The sequence below is a fragment of the Sinorhizobium sp. NFACC03 genome, from assembly GCF_900103435.1.
In the GTDB taxonomy this organism is placed as follows: Bacteria; Pseudomonadota; Alphaproteobacteria; order Rhizobiales; family Rhizobiaceae; genus Ensifer.
This window is the reverse complement of the sequence record NZ_FMXF01000001.1, coordinates 558,486-573,629: the sequence shown is the minus strand read 5'-3', so window position 1 is coordinate 573,629 and position 15,144 is coordinate 558,486. Positions and strand designations below refer to the sequence as shown.

14 protein-coding genes and 1 pseudogene are annotated in these 15,144 nt (G+C 63.1%); 7 read left to right on the top strand and 8 right to left on the bottom strand.

Annotated elements, in window-relative coordinates; genetic code table 11:
- Positions 1 to 64: 64 nt before the first annotated feature.
- Positions 65 to 829, top strand: a pseudogene (locus BLU35_RS02750) (caspase family protein); the annotation flags it as partial.
- Positions 830 to 892: 63 nt separating this feature from the next.
- Positions 893 to 1,834 (top strand): peptidoglycan-binding protein, encoded by a 942-nt coding sequence (locus tag BLU35_RS02745; protein ID WP_143032882.1) that lies wholly within the window; start codon positions 893 to 895, stop codon positions 1,832 to 1,834.
- A gap of 4 nt (positions 1,835 to 1,838) precedes the next feature.
- Here the strand turns inward: BLU35_RS02745 and smc are convergent, their stop codons facing one another.
- The 3 genes from smc to BLU35_RS02730 form a co-directional block, all read right to left on the bottom strand.
- A complete protein-coding gene (gene smc / locus BLU35_RS02740) occupies positions 1,839 to 5,300 on the bottom strand; it encodes a chromosome segregation protein SMC (protein ID WP_093232079.1) in 3,462 nt (1,153 codons plus the stop codon).
- Positions 5,301 to 5,405: 105 nt separating this feature from the next.
- Entirely contained in the window at positions 5,406 to 6,233 is an 828-nt protein-coding gene (locus tag BLU35_RS02735) for a DsbA family protein (RefSeq protein ID WP_058320367.1), read from the bottom strand.
- A gap of 115 nt (positions 6,234 to 6,348) precedes the next feature.
- Positions 6,349 to 6,855: a DUF721 domain-containing protein gene (locus BLU35_RS02730; protein ID WP_057250635.1), complete on the bottom strand. Its 507-nt coding sequence runs from the start codon at positions 6,853 to 6,855 to the stop codon at positions 6,349 to 6,351.
- 93 nt (positions 6,856 to 6,948) lie between these two features.
- Here BLU35_RS02730 and mutY point away from each other — a divergent pair, with 93 nt between their 5' ends.
- Positions 6,949 to 8,037, top strand: a complete 1,089-nt coding sequence (gene mutY / locus BLU35_RS02725; protein WP_093232078.1) for an A/G-specific adenine glycosylase — start codon at positions 6,949 to 6,951, stop codon at positions 8,035 to 8,037.
- 23 nt (positions 8,038 to 8,060) lie between these two features.
- Positions 8,061 to 8,678 carry an HAD family hydrolase gene (locus BLU35_RS02720; RefSeq protein ID WP_057250639.1) on the top strand — a complete coding sequence of 206 codons (618 nt, stop codon included), beginning with the start codon at positions 8,061 to 8,063 and terminating at the stop codon, positions 8,676 to 8,678.
- Positions 8,679 to 8,730: 52 nt separating this feature from the next.
- Here BLU35_RS02720 and BLU35_RS02715 read toward each other — a convergent pair whose 3' ends face one another.
- The 4 genes from BLU35_RS02715 to BLU35_RS02700 all read right to left on the bottom strand — a co-directional run bounded on the left by BLU35_RS02715 (position 8,731) and on the right by BLU35_RS02700 (position 11,313).
- The gene (locus BLU35_RS02715; protein ID WP_057250641.1) at positions 8,731 to 9,132 is read right to left on the bottom strand and encodes a YkvA family protein; all 402 of its coding nucleotides are present in this window, start codon (positions 9,130 to 9,132) and stop codon (positions 8,731 to 8,733) included.
- A 240-nt stretch (positions 9,133 to 9,372) separates the two neighbouring features.
- Positions 9,373 to 10,503, bottom strand: a complete 1,131-nt coding sequence (locus BLU35_RS02710; RefSeq protein ID WP_057250643.1) for a site-specific DNA-methyltransferase — start codon at positions 10,501 to 10,503, stop codon at positions 9,373 to 9,375.
- A 135-nt stretch (positions 10,504 to 10,638) separates the two neighbouring features.
- Positions 10,639 to 10,989, bottom strand: coding sequence for an antibiotic biosynthesis monooxygenase family protein (locus BLU35_RS02705; protein ID WP_057250645.1), 351 nt, complete (start codon positions 10,987 to 10,989; stop codon positions 10,639 to 10,641).
- Positions 10,990 to 10,992: 3 nt separating this feature from the next.
- Positions 10,993 to 11,313, bottom strand: coding sequence for an NIPSNAP family protein (locus BLU35_RS02700; protein ID WP_057250647.1), 321 nt, complete (start codon positions 11,311 to 11,313; stop codon positions 10,993 to 10,995).
- Between the two features lie 93 nt (positions 11,314 to 11,406).
- Here BLU35_RS02700 and BLU35_RS02695 point away from each other — a divergent pair, with 93 nt between their 5' ends.
- Positions 11,407 to 12,087 (top strand): ArsR/SmtB family transcription factor, encoded by a 681-nt coding sequence (locus BLU35_RS02695; RefSeq protein WP_057250649.1) that lies wholly within the window; start codon positions 11,407 to 11,409, stop codon positions 12,085 to 12,087.
- Positions 12,088 to 12,210: 123 nt separating this feature from the next.
- Here BLU35_RS02695 and BLU35_RS02690 read toward each other — a convergent pair whose 3' ends face one another.
- A complete protein-coding gene (locus BLU35_RS02690) occupies positions 12,211 to 12,879 on the bottom strand; it encodes a GntR family transcriptional regulator (protein ID WP_057250651.1) in 669 nt (222 codons plus the stop codon).
- Between the two features lie 180 nt (positions 12,880 to 13,059).
- Here BLU35_RS02690 and BLU35_RS02685 point away from each other — a divergent pair, with 180 nt between their 5' ends.
- Both BLU35_RS02685 and BLU35_RS02680 read left to right on the top strand, forming a co-directional pair.
- Positions 13,060 to 13,755 carry an HAD family hydrolase gene (locus BLU35_RS02685; protein ID WP_057250653.1) on the top strand — a complete coding sequence of 232 codons (696 nt, stop codon included), beginning with the start codon at positions 13,060 to 13,062 and terminating at the stop codon, positions 13,753 to 13,755.
- Positions 13,756 to 13,979: 224 nt separating this feature from the next.
- Entirely contained in the window at positions 13,980 to 15,086 is a 1,107-nt protein-coding gene (locus BLU35_RS02680; protein ID WP_057250656.1) for an ABC transporter substrate-binding protein, read from the top strand.
- The last annotated feature ends 58 nt before the right edge of the window (positions 15,087 to 15,144 follow it).

Genomic DNA, 15,144 nt, shown 5'->3' with positions numbered 1-15,144 from the left:
GGGTGCATTCAAGAATGTCCCGTCATGGCGATCCGTTCAGGCTCAGAGGCTCGGAGGGTAGGTCATGAAATGGCGTACAAAACTCACGTCCTGGGTCACCTCGGCCCTGATCGTCCTGCTTGCAGTCGGGCACGCCCTCGCCGAGGAGGACGGCAAACGGTTGGCGCTGATCGTCGGCATGAGCAACTACGTCGTTGCAGGTATTCTGCCCAATGCTTCGCGCGACGCCGAAGCGTTCAAGACCTTCCTCGATGACCAGGGCTTTGAGGCCGACCTCGTGCTCAATACAAATCGCAGGGGTCTCGCCGAGGCGCTTGCGCGCTTTTCGCGCAAGATCGGCCCCAAAGACGTTGCACTGTTTTACTACGCCGGACATGGCATGCAGCTGCACGGCGATAATTTCCTTGTCGCAACCGATGCGAGGCTCGAAAGCGAATTCGACGTGCCAGCCGAAACCATGGCACTCTCCGAAATTGTCAACGCGTTGGAAAAGCGTGCGAAGATCTCGCTGATCTTCCTCGATGCCTGCCGCAACAATCCGCTCGCAGACCGGCTCAATCGCGAAGTGTAGGGCGCAAGCCGCGGTGGCGCCATCAGGGGGCTCGCACCGATTGACACACAGGGTGCAGGCACGCTCGTGGCCTTTGCCGCGGCACCCGGACAGGTCGCCGCAGACGGCACCGACGGGCACTCACCCTTTACCCGTGCGCTGATCGCCAATCTCTCCGGCCCTGGCCTTGAAATCGGCACGGCCTTCAAGCGCGTGATCCGGGAAGTACGCTCAGAGACGGACGGGAAACAGTCACCGCAGATTCTGTCTTCGCTCGATCTGGAGTTCTATCTCGGCCGCGACACAGCCGTTAGCGAGCCTGCCCATTCGGCGGCGACCACCGTGGATCTCGCCGCGCTCGACTTTGGCAAGGCGATGCGTGTCGACACCATTCGAACCTGGAAACGCTTCATCGCCAAACATGGCAGCGGCAGCTACGCCGACGCAGCCCGCCAATCCGTTCGGCGTCTCGGAGCAATTGACGACCTGCGGTCGCCATTGGTAGCGATGGCGCAGGAGCAAAAGGTGTTCGACAGCAGGGAAAAGCGTTCAAGCGCGCAAGAGGCATTGCGCAGCGAAGGGTTCGATACGGGCCAGACAGACGGGACCTTCGGTGGCCAGACGCGCCGGGCGGTAACCTCGTTTCAGACAGCCCGCGGTCTGACGCAATCCGGATTTCTCGACCAGGAGACCAGCGCCGCCCTGGGCCTGGGATTTGCTCGCGTCGACCACCAAATCCTCTCGGCTGCAATCGCACGCCGCTATGATGCCGCCGATCTCGAGGGGCTTGAGGATGCGGCAGTGGTGGCCATGGTGCGTTGCCTGTCGCCGTTGTCCTTGACCTACGGCATGTTCGACGGGCGCCTCTACGCGGCCGCCTACAATGCGCAGCAGATCAGCTGGCAGGAAGCCAAGGCGACTGCCGAACGCTGCGGCGGTCACCTTGCCACGATTGAATCCAGTGACGAAAATGCGTTCGTCGCCTCGCTGGTAAACACGGACGCCAGGTTCTTCAACAGCCTGTTCGAAGGCGGGGAACATCGCCGCGTCGGACCCTGGCTCGGGCTCGTCAACGAGAACGGCATCGGCGACGCATGGACCTGGGTGACGGGCGCCGTTGTCACCTACAGCAGGTGGTTCAGGCGACCGCCGGAGAAGGCAGGCGCTGCGACGCTATATGCGGCATATCGCGCAAACAAAGTCCCCCTGGCCGCCTACATCGATACCTGGGGAGCGCGCGATGCATTGCGGCCGGTGCCGGGGTTCATCACCGAATTCGAGTGAGTGGCTACACCACTTCCCTCAACCGCTCTGCCGTCTGCAGGTCGACGGAGACGAGTTGGGACACGCCCTGCTCGGCCATGGTCACGCCGAAGAGGCGGTTCATGCGGGCCATGGTGATCGGGTTGTGGGTGATGATGATGAAGCGGGTCTCGGTCGAGGCCGCCATCTCGTCCATCAGGTTGCAGTAGCGCTCGACATTGTGATCGTCGAGCGGTGCATCCACTTCGTCGAGCACGCAGATCGGCGCCGGATTGGTGAGGAATACCGCAAAGATCAGCGCCATCGCCGTCAGCGCCTGCTCACCGCCCGAAAGCAGCGTCATGGTCTGCGGCTTCTTGCCCGGCGGGCGAGCGAGGATTTCCAGGCCTGCCTCCAGCGGATCGTCGCTCTCGATCAGTTGCAGCTCGGCGGTGCCGCCGCCGAAGAGGTGGGTGAAGAGCCGCTGGAACTGCACGTTGACCACATCAAACGCGGCGATCAGGCGCTCGCGGCCCTCGCGGTTCAGGTTCTGGATGGCGCTCCTGAGCTTGCGGATCGCCTCGATGACGTCGTCGCGCTCCCTAAGGAGAAGAGCAAGCTTTTCGGAAAGCTCCTTCTGCTCCTCTTCTGCGCGCAGGTTGACGGCGCCAAGCCGTTCGCGTTCGATCTTCAGCCGTTCGAGTTCGCGCTCGATGTTGCGCATGTCCGGCAACGCCGCATCGACAGCGAGCCCGGTCAGGCGCATCACCTCGTGCGGCGCACAGGAGAGCGCTTCCTGGATGCGCGCTTCGATTTCGACACGGCGCTCACGGGCCGAAACCAGCCGCTCCTCTGCGCGGCCACGCTTCTCGCGCGATTCCGCCAGCTCGGAGAGCGCCGTCGCCGCCAGCCGATCCGCCTCGCGCTGGTGATTTTCGGCCTCGGCGAGAAGGTCAGCCGCCTCGCGCCGTGCCGCTTCTGCCTTCTGCAATTCGTTCATCAACGCACGGCGCTTGTCATCGAACTCGTCGGGCGCGTCGATCAGTTCTTCCACTTCGTCGCGAGCCTCGGCCTCGCGGTCACGTAGCGTGGCGATATGTTCCTCGGCGCTCGCGGCGCGCGCCTTCCAGGTCTGGCGCTCGTTGGCTATCGCGGTGATGCGTCGCTGGCGGGCCTCGTTCTCGCGCGCCAGGCCGTCATGGGCGGCACGGGCCTCGGCAACTGCTGCACGATCGGCAGCGACGTCGGCGGTCTGCGTGCGCAGTTTCAGTTCCAGCTCCGAAAGATCGGGAGCATCCGCCAGTGCGTCGTTGGCCGTCTCGATCTGCTCGGCCACTTCCTCGACCTGGACCTCGATCTGGCTGCGCGTTTCCGCCAACACCGCACGGCGGCGAGCAAGATCGCCGGAGGCGCGCTCGGCGGCAGCAAGGGCGTCACGGGCTTCAGCTAGCTGCCGCGTGATCATGCGCTGCGCATCGCGCGCAAGCCGCAGTCTTTCGTCTTCGGCGTGGATGCGTGTACCGGCGGCCGCAAGTTCGGCCTCGGCGCGGCGCAGCGCCTCTGCTGCGCCCTCGGCTTCGGCATCGAGTTCTGCCAGCCGGTTCTTCTGGGCCAGTCGCAGGGCGGCCGCACTCGGCGCCTCGGAGCCGGTCACGTGCCCGTCCCAGCGCCAGACGGAGCCCTGCTTGGTGACGAGGCTCTGGCCTGGCTTCAACAGCGGCAGCAGCCGTTCCGCGTCCGCTTCGCTTGCGACAATGCCAATCTGCTTCAGCGCGCGGGTCAGCGCATCCGGTGCTTTCACGTGCGCAATCAGCGACGTAACGCCCTCCGGCAGGCCGGCGTCGCCGGCATGATCTCCCGGGGCGCGCCAATGGGCCGGCGCGTCCGTTTCGAGCGGTGAATCGAGATCGTCGCCAAGGGCTGCGCCGAGCGCGATTTCGAAGCCTCGGTCGACCTTCATCTCCTCGACGACGGCGGGATAGGTGCCGCCCGATGCCGCTTCCAGCATCCGCCGGATCGTGCGCGCTTCGGTTTCGATGCCGTTGAGAGTAGCGCGTGAACGATCAACAGGCGGACGCGCCTCGACCTCGGCGCGGCGCGCCTCTGCCAGAGCCTCCTCGATCGCAAGCACATTGATTTCCGCTTCTTCGAGCGCGGCCTCGGCAACCTCGACTTGGCCCTGTTTCTCATGCGGATCGGGAAGTGCGGCCATCTGCCGGTTTAGCTCGTCGAGATCGCGCGACTGATCGGCGAGCTGACACGCAAGCCGGGCCTGGCGCTCCGAGAGATCGCGCAGCGTGCGCTCGAGCTGGTTGCGACCGGCCTGTGCCTCGGCACGTTCGGCCGTCAGCCGCGCCAACAGCGCTTCGTTGCCGGCAAGCTTTTCGTTCGCCTCTTCCAGCCGCTCGCGTGCTTCCGTCGCACGGTCATCGGCCTCGGCCAGCATGTCGCTGAGTTCGGCTTCTTCTTCGTCGAGCCGCGCCAGGATGCCGGCATTGTCGACGACAAGCCTCTCTTCGCGGGCGATGTCTTCGGCAAGCTGCGCCAGACGGCGCTGCAACTCGTCGCGCCGCCTGAGGATACGGCCGGCATCCTCTTCAAGCTGCGAGCGGGCGATCTGCAGGCGTTGCAAGGCGGCGGCGAACCGCGCCTCGTTCTCGCGCAACTCCGGCAGCTTCAGGCTGGCAATCGCCTGATCCTTCGCCGCCTGCATCTGCGCTTGCGCCTTTTCCGCGACCAGCGCCGTGATCTGATTGAGCTGGCTCGTCGCCTCGGCCTCCGCCTCCTTGGCGTGCACCCAGCGGATATGGAACAGGATCGCCTCGTGCTTGCGGATATCGGCCGAAAGCATCTTGAAGCGATTGGCCTGACGCGACTGGCGCTTGAGGCTCTCGATCTGGCTTTCGAGCTGCGAGGTTACGTCGTCGAGGCGTTCAAGGTTGGTTTCCGCTGCCCGGAGGCGCAGTTCCGCCTCATGGCGGCGCGAGTGCAGTCCGGAAATGCCGGCTGCTTCTTCGAGGAGTTGCCGACGCGCCTGCGGTTTGGCGGCGATCAGCTCGCCGATACGCCCCTGCCCGACCATCGACGGCGAGCGCGCGCCCGTGGAGGCGTCGGCAAAGAGGAGCTGCACATCCTTGGCGCGCGCCTCCTTGCCGTTGATGCGGTAGACGGAGCCCTGTTCGCGCTCGATGCGGCGCGTCACCTGAATCTCGTCACTGTCGTTGAAAGCGGCCGGTGCCGTGCGATCGCCGTTGTCGAGATAGAGGCCGACTTCCGCCGTGTTGCGCGCCGGACGGTTGCCGGATCCGGAAAAGATCACGTCGTCCATGCCGGAGGCGCGCATGTTCTTGTAGGAGTTTTCCCCCATCACCCAGCGCAGCGCTTCGACGAGGTTCGACTTGCCGCAACCATTCGGTCCTACGACGCCGGTCAGGCCCCGCTCGATGATGAACTCGGTCGGTTCGACGAAGGATTTGAAGCCAAGCAGGCGGAGCTTGTTGAACTTCATGCGGGCGACGCTGGGGCGACGAGATACCCCCCTCTACAGCGCCGCGAAACGAAAAAAACGGGCGCGCGGCTGCTGCCGTCGCCCGTTTTCAGGAAAAGCGAAGGATCAGAGCTTGCTGTCGATGAGGGCCGACATAACGTCAACCGACATGTCCCCCGAATAGTGCTCACCATTGACGAAGAAGGTCGGCGTCGACTGTACGCCGAAATCCTTTGCGCCCCGCTGCATGACAGAGTTCACATCATCCAGAAGTTTTTGGTTCGTCAAGCAGGCCTCGAAGCTCTCCTGTGTAAAACCGGCGAGTTTGGACATTTGCAGCAGCGCATCACGGCCGTTCTGGGCCGCGGCCCACTGCTGCTGCTGCTTGAAGAGCATGGAGATCATCGGGAAATACTGGCCTTCCGGCGCGCAACGCGCCAGCATGAAGGCGGCGGCCGCGCGCGGATCGAACGGGAATTCGCGCACGATGAAGCGGACCTTGCCGCTGTCGATGTACTTCGTCTTGATCGCTTCGAACGTGTTGTTGTGGAAGGCCGCGCAGTGCGGGCAGGTCATCGACATGTATTCGACGATGGTGACCGGCGCATTGGCTTCGCCCAGCGCCATTTCCGGCAGGACGCCCGGCTCGAGCAGCTTTGCCTGATCGACCGAGCCTTCCGAAGAAGGAAGCTCGACCTTCACGGGAGCGGCGGTCGACTGGGCGACTTCGGTGCCTGCAGCCGGCTTTGCTTCGGTGCTTGCAGGGGCCGCGGCCGTCGATGCCGTGGTGATGGCGTCCGTAGCGGGATTTGCCGCCGTCTCGCTCGCCTCGGTCGGCGCGGTTGATGCCGTTTCCTTCTTTTCGTCGCTGCAGGCAGCAAGCACCAGGGCGACGGTTGCGATGGCGGCACCGCTGAGCAGGCGTTTCGTAAGGTTCATTGCGGAAGCGGACATGAATTTGACCCGTGTTCGGAGGGATTTATGGTGTGGATTCGATATCTTGCTGCGCGCGGGGCGGCAAGTGGCCGGTCGTCAACAGAATTCAAAGAATTGTGACCGGCTGATGGCCCTACCGCCGACGCGGCGCGAGCACGGCCGTCCCAAGCCGACGCAAAGCCGCCTTCAGTTCTTCGCTCTCTATGCCCTCGACCATCGCTTCCAGCCGGCGCGCGGGCTCGCCCGAAAGTGGCTTCGGCTTGCCACGGTGTTTGTGCTGCGGCGACACGGGCTTCTGAACGATGCGCAGTTGGCCGATGGCATAGAAACCGAAGAAACCGTTGATGCGCTGGATCAGTTCGCCCTGGGCATGGGTCAGGAAGAGCGCACGTGCGCCTTCACAAGCGACCGTCAACACGCCCGGCTGGTAGCCGCCCTCACCCGAGATTTCCGAGGCGCGGCGCGGCCAGGCGATCTTCTCCGGCCGCGTGCAATCGGCGAAGCCTTCCCCGGCAATTTCGTCCCAGGAGCCGAGCAGCATGGTGTTGATGCCTGCCCGCTTGGCGAGGACGGGGTCGATCAGGCCGTTGGCGACTTCGCTGATCTGGACGACACCCTTGCGGGGCTTCTGCTCACTCACGAAAGCGACTTTCTGTATGCAACGTCGATTGAGCCTTGATGCCGCGGCTCCGCTTCGCCAAGTATAGGCCGGAAAGAGAACTCCCGGCAAATCATGCACGATTCAATCCCAGCGGCCGACGCCGCTCCCCTACTTTTGGAATGGTACGACAGGCACCACCGCGACCTGCCCTGGCGGGTCTCTCCGCCTATGGCGAGCCGAGGGATCGTTGCCGATCCCTATCACGTCTGGCTGTCGGAGGTCATGCTGCAGCAGACGACGGTCCAGGCAGTGAAGGCCTATTTCGAGAAGTTCCTGTCGCTGTGGCCGACAGTCGAGGACCTGGCGCGCGCCGAGAACGAGGACGTGATGAAGGCCTGGGCCGGGCTCGGCTATTATGCCCGTGCCCGCAACCTGAAGAAATGTGCCGAAGCCGTCGCGAACAGTCACGGTGGCCGTTTTCCCGACACGGAAGACGGGCTGAAATCCCTTCCGGGCATCGGCGATTACACCGCAGCCGCGATCGCGGCGATTGCCTTCAATCGCAAGAGCGCCGTACTCGACGGAAATGTCGAGCGGGTGATCTCGCGCCTCTATGCGATCGAAGCGCCCCTGCCGGCAGCGAAGCCCGAAATGCGGGCGCGCGTCGCCATCCTCACGCCTGATGATCGTCCGGGCGATTTCGCCCAGGCGATGATGGACCTCGGCGCGACGATCTGCACGCCGAAGCGGCCTGCCTGCTCGCTCTGTCCCTTCCGTGCGCACTGTCGCGCACTCTCGGTTGCCGATCCCGAGACCTTTCCGCGCAAGGCGCAGAAGAAAGAAAAGCCACTTCGGCGCGGCGCGGCCTTCGTCGCGATCGATGCCGACAATGCCGTCTATCTGCGCAAGCGGGTCGAAACCGGCCTTCTTGGCGGCATGACCGAGGTACCCGGCACCGACTGGACATCGCGACAGGACGGCGACACCTCGCTCGCCTCCCAACCCTTCGTTGCGCCCTGGGAAGACTGCGGAACCATCAGCCACGTCTTCACACATTTCGAGTTGCGTCTCTCCGTCTACCGCGCCAATGTCGCGCGCGCCGGAGCGGAGGGCGACGGCTGGTGGGAACCCGTTCACTCCCTCGGGGCCCAGGCGCTGCCGACGGTCATGAAAAAGGCGATCACCCAGGCGATCCCTGACGCCTTCAAGGCTGAAGGCTGAAAGATCGAGCAAGGAATGCAGCTATGAGCAGCATCGATATCCGCCATATCGTCTTCGACATCGGCAAGGTGCTGATCCACTATGACCCCAACCTGCCCTATAGCCGCATCATTCCGGACGAGGCCGAGCGCGAATGGTTCTTCGCCAATGTCTGCACCCATGACTGGAACATCGAGCAGGACCGTGGCCGCCCCTGGGAGGAAGCCGAAGCGCTTTTGATCAAAGACCATCCGGAACGCGAAGAGCAGATCCGTGCGTTCCGCAAGTATTGGCAGGAGATGGTGCCGCACGCCTATGTCGAAACGGTCTCGCTGCTGGAGCGGCTGATCGCCGAAGGGCGCGACGTGACCATGCTGACCAATTTCGCCTCTGATACGTTCCGTGAGGCCCAGCAGCTCTATCCCTTCCTGACATTGCCGCGCGGCGTCACGGTTTCGGGCGACGTGAAGCTAATCAAACCCGATATTGCCATCTACGAGACGCACACCCGCACCTTCGGGCTTACCCCCTCGGCCACGCTCTTCATCGACGACAGCGTGCCGAATGTCGAAGCCGCACGGCTCGCCGGCTGGCATGCGGTACACTTCGTCGATCCGGAGAAACTGAAGGCCGACCTCGTCGCCTACGGCATCCATCCCTGACGCAGGCCGTCTCGCCGAAAACCAGCCGATGGCCAGCTAAGTTGCGGTATCGTCAGCTTTCGGCCGAAACCATGCGCCACACCACCCAGCCAGCAAGCGCTGCGACCACCAGCCAGATGCATAGGATCGCGACCAGACCGCCGCGGCTGGACGGGCGCCCCTCCTGTGCCGTCGCCCGCTCCCGAAATTCGTGCATCAGCGCCGGCGGCACGAGACGCACCGCCAACAGGATGCCGAGCGGAACGATGACCAGATCATCAAGGTAGCCGAGCACCGGAATGAAATCGGGGATCAAGTCGACCGGCGACAGCGCATAGGCCGCCACGGCGCCGGCAACGAATTTCGCTGAAAGCGGCGTTCGAGGATCTCGTGCAGCGAACCAGAGTGCTACGACGTCGCGTTTGATTTGACGCGCCCATTGCTTCACGCGCTTGAGTCGATCGGGAGAGGTCATGCGGAAGGAACCCCATGTTCGGGTGAAGACTGGTTTCTCCGAACCCTATTTCCGGACGCAAGGACTGGCAATCAGGCGAAGCTTCGTTGCCTATCGCATCAACCCGGCAAGCGTACCGGAAACATACAAATGCCCGGAATCCCCTTTTCGAGGATTCCGGGCATTTAAAGCACTCCTTCCGGGACTGAAGGTACAAAAACCGGTCGGAGCGCTTTTCGAAGGATCCGGCGAACTGGTTGATCAGTTCAGCTTTGCCAGATCATTTCGAATGACGGTTCTGAGTTCGTCGATGGGCTTCAGGGTGTTCCCGTCTTCGAAGTGCCAGAATGTCCATCCGTTGCATGCATCAAGCCCCTGGACCTTGGCGCCCAGGCGGTGAATTGAGCCGGCCTCGCCGCCGGAAGCGACCGTGCCGTCGGCGCGGACGATCGCGCTGTAGCGGCGCTTGGCGTCCGTGAGCACCGTGCCGGGCTTGATCAGCCCGCTTTCGATCAGCGTGTTGAAGGCGACACGCGGTTCGGCCTTCTTGCCGGTCATCACCGACAGCATGGCCTTGCCGAGCGGTTCGACCGCGTCGATGCGTGCCGATGCCGCGTCGATATAATCCTGCTCGCGCTCGATGCCGACGAAATGGCGGCCGAGGCGCTTGGCGACGGCACCGGTCGTGCCGGAGCCGAAGAAGGGATCGAGCACGACGTCGCCAGGCTTGGTGGAGGCCATGAGGATACGGGCGAGCAGTGCTTCTGGCTTCTGCGTCGGATGCACCTTCTTGCCGTCGTCGCCCTTCAGGCGCTCGTGACCGGAGCAGATCGGAAACAGCCAGTCGGAGCGCATCTGCACGTCGTCATTGGCCGCCTTCATCGCATCGTAGTTGAAGGTGTAGCCCTTGGCATTTGCGTTCGGCGTCGCCCAGATCAGCGTTTCATGGGCGTTCTGGAACCGGCGACCCTTGAAGTTCGGCATCGGGTTGGTCTTGCGCCAGATGATATCGTTGAGGATCCAGAAGTGCAGGTCCTGCAGGATGGCGCCGACGCGGAAGATGTTGTGGTAGGAGCCGATGACCCAGAGCGTGCCGGTCGGCTTCAGCACGCGGCGGCAGGCGAGCAGCCAGGCGCGGGTGAAGGCGTCATAGGCCTCGAAGGAGGCGAACTGATCCCATTCGTCATCGACGGCATCGACCACCGACTGATCGGGACGGGTCAGCATGCCGCCGAGCTGGAGGTTGTAGGGCGGGTCGGCGAAAACGACGTCGACAGAATTGTCGGGAAGCGCATTGAGCGCCGCAACGCAGTCACCCTTGATGATGCTGTCGAGCCAGCCCAGCGGGCGGGTGGAACGGGAGACTTCGGCAAGCGAAACAACTGAAGACATGGACAACTCGCAAATACGCTTACTCGGAACGGACTATGGAGCTTATGGTTACCGAAGATGGTTACCAAAGCCTGAAGGCCGTTCCGAAAAAGTTCGTATTCACGCCATGTTAGTGAGAACTTTTGCAGCGGCGTTTCATTTGGCGTCGTGAAAGGTGCGGCTGTCGGCCGGCGCTTCACGGCGCTCGTTCAGCCCGTAATCACGGATGACGGAGGCGATGCGCAGGCGATAGTCGGCAAAGATGCCATGGCGTCCCGCATCCTGCGCAGCGCGATGTTCGGCGCCGTTCCGCCAAGCCTTCACCGCCTCCTCGTCGCGCCAGAAGGATAGGGACAGCACCTTGTCGGGATTGGCGAGACTCTGGAACCGCTCGATCGAGATGAAACCATCGATGTCGTCGAGCAGTGGGCGCAGATCGGCGGCAATGCCGAGATAGGTGTCGCGACAACCCTCGGCCGGCAGGACTTCGAAGATGACGGCAATCATGTTTCACTTACCTCCGGCAGGCATAGATACGTTCTTCAGGAAGATTCGCTCCTCCTTCAGGATAAACCGCTCGCGGCGGGAAAAGGCGTAATTCTCTCGGCCGAGCGGATCGGCGGCAAGCCGGGCGCGATAGGCCTCGTAAGCCGCGAGGCTCTCGATGTTGTAGACCCCGTAGGCCGTTGTCGCCGAACCCTCGTGTGGTCCGAAATAGCCGATGAGATCAGCGCCGCAGCGCGGGATCGCCTCGCCCCAGTTGCGCGAATAGGTGGCGAACTCCTCCTTCTTGAAGGGATCGATTTCGTAGCGGATGAAGCAGGTGATCATCGTCGTCTCCTTGTGGCCACGGCATTTTGCGGGCCTTCGATGAGTGGAGTATGCCCGCTTGTTCGATAGGGATGCTTCGACTACGATCGAAGTATGAAGGAAGGTCCTGACATCGCTCTCATCGGATCGCTGATCGGCGATCCCGCCCGCGCCAACATGCTGACGGCGCTGATGGCCGGCCGTGCCCTGACGGCGACCGAACTTGCGACCCACGCCGGCATCACGCTGCAGACCGCCAGTTCCCACCTTTCCAAACTCGAAGCCGGTGGCCTGCTCACCCAGCGCAAGCAGGGACGGCACCGCTATTTCCAACTCGCGGAAGACGAAGTCGGGCTGATGCTCGAGAACCTGATGGGTTTTGCCGCCAGCCGCGGCATGAACCGCCATCGACCAGGCCCTAAGGATCCGGCGCTCCGGAAGGCGCGCGTCTGCTACAACCATCTCGCCGGCGACTATGGCGTACGCATGTATGACAGCCTGATTGCCGAGAAGCAGATCGAGGTCAAAGGCGACGACCTGGCGCTGACGCCGGCCGGCCAGAGCCGGATCGAGGCGCTCGGCATCGACTATGCCGCATTGAAAAAATCCCGGCGGCCGATCTGCCGCACCTGTCTCGACTGGAGCGAGCGTCGCTCGCATCTCGCGGGATCTCTGGGCGAAGCGCTGCTGACGCTGTTCATCGACAAGGGCTGGGCAAAACGCGAGGCCAACAGCCGCGCCATCCGCTTTACGGCCAATGGCGACAAGGCGTTTTCGGAGCTGTTCCCGCAGTAGTGGCTGCGCGTCTCAATCGACGCAATTCCGGACGGAAAACCGCTTCACACTTTTCCTGGAATTGCTTCGTAGTTAACGCAATTCCGGACGGAAAACCGTCTCACACTTTTCCTGGAATTGCTGCTAGCCGACGATCGAGAAGGCTTCGCGGGTTTCGCCGGCCGCTGTCCTCACCGGCGTCTTCCCGATCCATCCAACATGGCGTTCCAGGATCTTTGCAGCCTCGTCGCCGCGGCCTTCGCGCAAGGCTGCGAGGATCGCGCGGTGATCGTGGTCGGTGCGCGCTTCCCAGCTCGTGCGCCAGGCAGAGAAGAGAAAACGGGCGCTTGCCGCATGCAGATCGTCGATCGCGGCCAAGAGCCTCGGCATGCCGCAGGGCTGCAGGATCAATCGGTGAAAGGCGCGGTTCGCCGCTTCCCAGGAGCGCACGTCGCGCGAGGTGTCGGCGGCGACCGTCGCCGCTTCGGCCCGATCAAGGATCGCCGGCGTCAAATGCGGGATCGCATGGCGTAGAGCCAGAACCTCGAGAACCGCGCGCATCTCCGCAACCTCCCTCACCTCCTTGAGATCGAAGGAGGCGACGCGGACGCCGCGGCGCGGTTCGCTGACGGCAAGCCCCTGGGCCTCCAGCCGCCGAAAAGCCTCGCGAACGGGAACGTGGCTCGCGCCGAATTCCTCGGCGATGTGATCCTGCCGCAAGCGCTCCCCGGGCATCAAAATGCCGGAGATGATCCTCTCGGCGAGTGCCCTGCTGATGCGACTTGCAAGTGTGTCGTCCTGTTGCTTTTCCATCGCCTACAGATAGAGCCGCGAAACAATACTGTCGAGCAAGCGGAACAGCGGTTTCGATAATTTCCAAAGGTTGAGCTTTCGGCCGCCTTCGTATAAAGCTCTGGCGTACGAAAGCCCCGCGCCGCGCAAGCTATCCTCCCCCTGCCTGCGGCGCCTTCTTCTCCCAGGGAACTGTTTCAAATGTCCGGTATCGATCTCATCATTTTTGATTGCGACGGCGTTCTCGTCGATTCCGAAATCATCGCTTCGGAAGTCGAAGCCGCGCTGCTCACCGAAGCGGGTTATCCGATCAGCGTCGAAGAAATGGCTGAGCGTTTTGCCGGCATGACCTGGCACAACACGCTGTTGCAGATCGAGAAGGAAGCGAGCATCCCGCTTTCCGCGTCGCTGATCGGCAAGGTAGACACCATTCTCGACGAACGTCTGGAGCGCGACGTCAAGATCATCGACGGCGTCAAGCCGATGCTGCTGCAGCTCACCCTGCCCCATTGCATCTGCTCGAACTCCACCTCGGCGCGCCTCGCCATGATGCTCGGCAAGGTCGGCATCAAGGACCACTTCGGCCCGCGCATCTACTCGGCGCGCGACCTCGGACCCGATCGCGTCAAGCCGAAGCCGGACATCTTCCTGCATGGTGCCAAGCAGATGGGCGTGGACCCGTCGCGGGTGCTGGTCATCGAGGACTCGGTGCATGGTATCCACGGCGCGCGTGCCGCCGGCATGCGCGTCGTCGGCTTCACCGGCGGCTCCCACACCTTCCCGTCGCATGCCGACAAGCTGACGGAAGCCGGCGCGGAGACCGTGATCTCGCGCATGACGGCCCTTCCGGGCGTGATCGCAGCACTTTCCGAATGGTCGGAATCGCTGACAGCCTGAGACGCCGCGGCCGACCGATTTTGCCCCCTTTCGCCCCGGCCTTCAGCCGGAGCGGGAAAGAAGCCTTCGGCCACCACGGCAGGCGTCCAATTAGGCGTCGAGGGACACGATGACACATTGCAGTCGCGTCGCGTCCCCTAGAAAATCTCCCAGGTTTTCGAAAAGCCGCGCACGAGGGCCATATCAAGCAAGCCCCATCAGGGGTATTTCTAGGAGGAAACACTATGCGTCTTTCAATGTTGACTGGCCTGACCCTGGCGGCCAGCGTCGCCTTCGGCCCGCTCGCCTTTGCCGATATCACCGTTGGCGTCATCACGCCGCTCACCGGCCCGGTCGCGGCCTATGGCGAGCAGGTGAAGAACGGGGCGGAAACGGCCGCTGAAGAGATCAACAAGGCTGGCGGCATCAACGGCGAAAAGATCGTCCTGAAGCTGCTCGACGACGCCGGCGACCCGAAGCAGGCCGTTTCGGTTGCCAACCAGGCGGCTGGCGAAGGCATCCGCTACGTGGTCGGCCCGGTGCTTTCGGGCACCTCGATGGCGGCTTCCGACGTTCTCGCCGAGAACGGCATTCTGATGGTGACGCCGACGGCAACGACGCCTGACCTCACCACCCGCGGCCTCTGGAACGTGCTGCGCACCTGCGGCCGCGACGACCAGCAGGCTGAGGTCGCCGCTGCCTATGTGGTCAAGAACCTCAAGGACAAGAAGGTCGCCGTGCTGCACGACAAGGCTCCTTACGGCAAGGGTCTCGCTGACGGCTTCAAGAAGGCGATCAACGCAGGCGGCATCACCGAGGTCGTCTATGAAGGCCTGAACCCGGGCGACAAGGACTTCAGCGCCATCGTCACCCGCCTGAAGGCCGAGAATGTCGATGTCGTCTACTTCGGTGGCTACCATCCGGAAGGCGGCCTGCTCGCACGCCAGATGCACGATCAGAGCGTGAAGGCACAGATCTTTGGCGGCGACGGCCTGTCGAACACGGAATTCTGGGCAATCGGCGGCGAAGCTGCGACCGGCACGGTCTACACCAACGCCAGCGACGCGACCCGCAACCCGGCATCAGCTCCAGCCGTCGAAGCGCTGAAGGCGAAGAACATTCCGGCCGAAGCCTTCACTCTCAACGCCTACGCCGCCGTGCAGGTGTTGAAGGCTGGCATCGAGAAGGCCGGCTCCGCCGAAGACGCGACTGCGGTTGCCACTGCGATCAAGTCCGGCGAAGCGATCGACACGGTGCTCGGCAAGCTGACCTATGGCGAAGCCGGCGACCTCACCTCGCAGGCTTTCTCGCTCTACAAGTGGGAAGGCGGCAAGAGCGTTCCGGCTGAATAAGCTAGAGCGCGATATAAAATAGAAACGCCGGGGCTTGCCCCGGCGTTTTTGTTTGCAG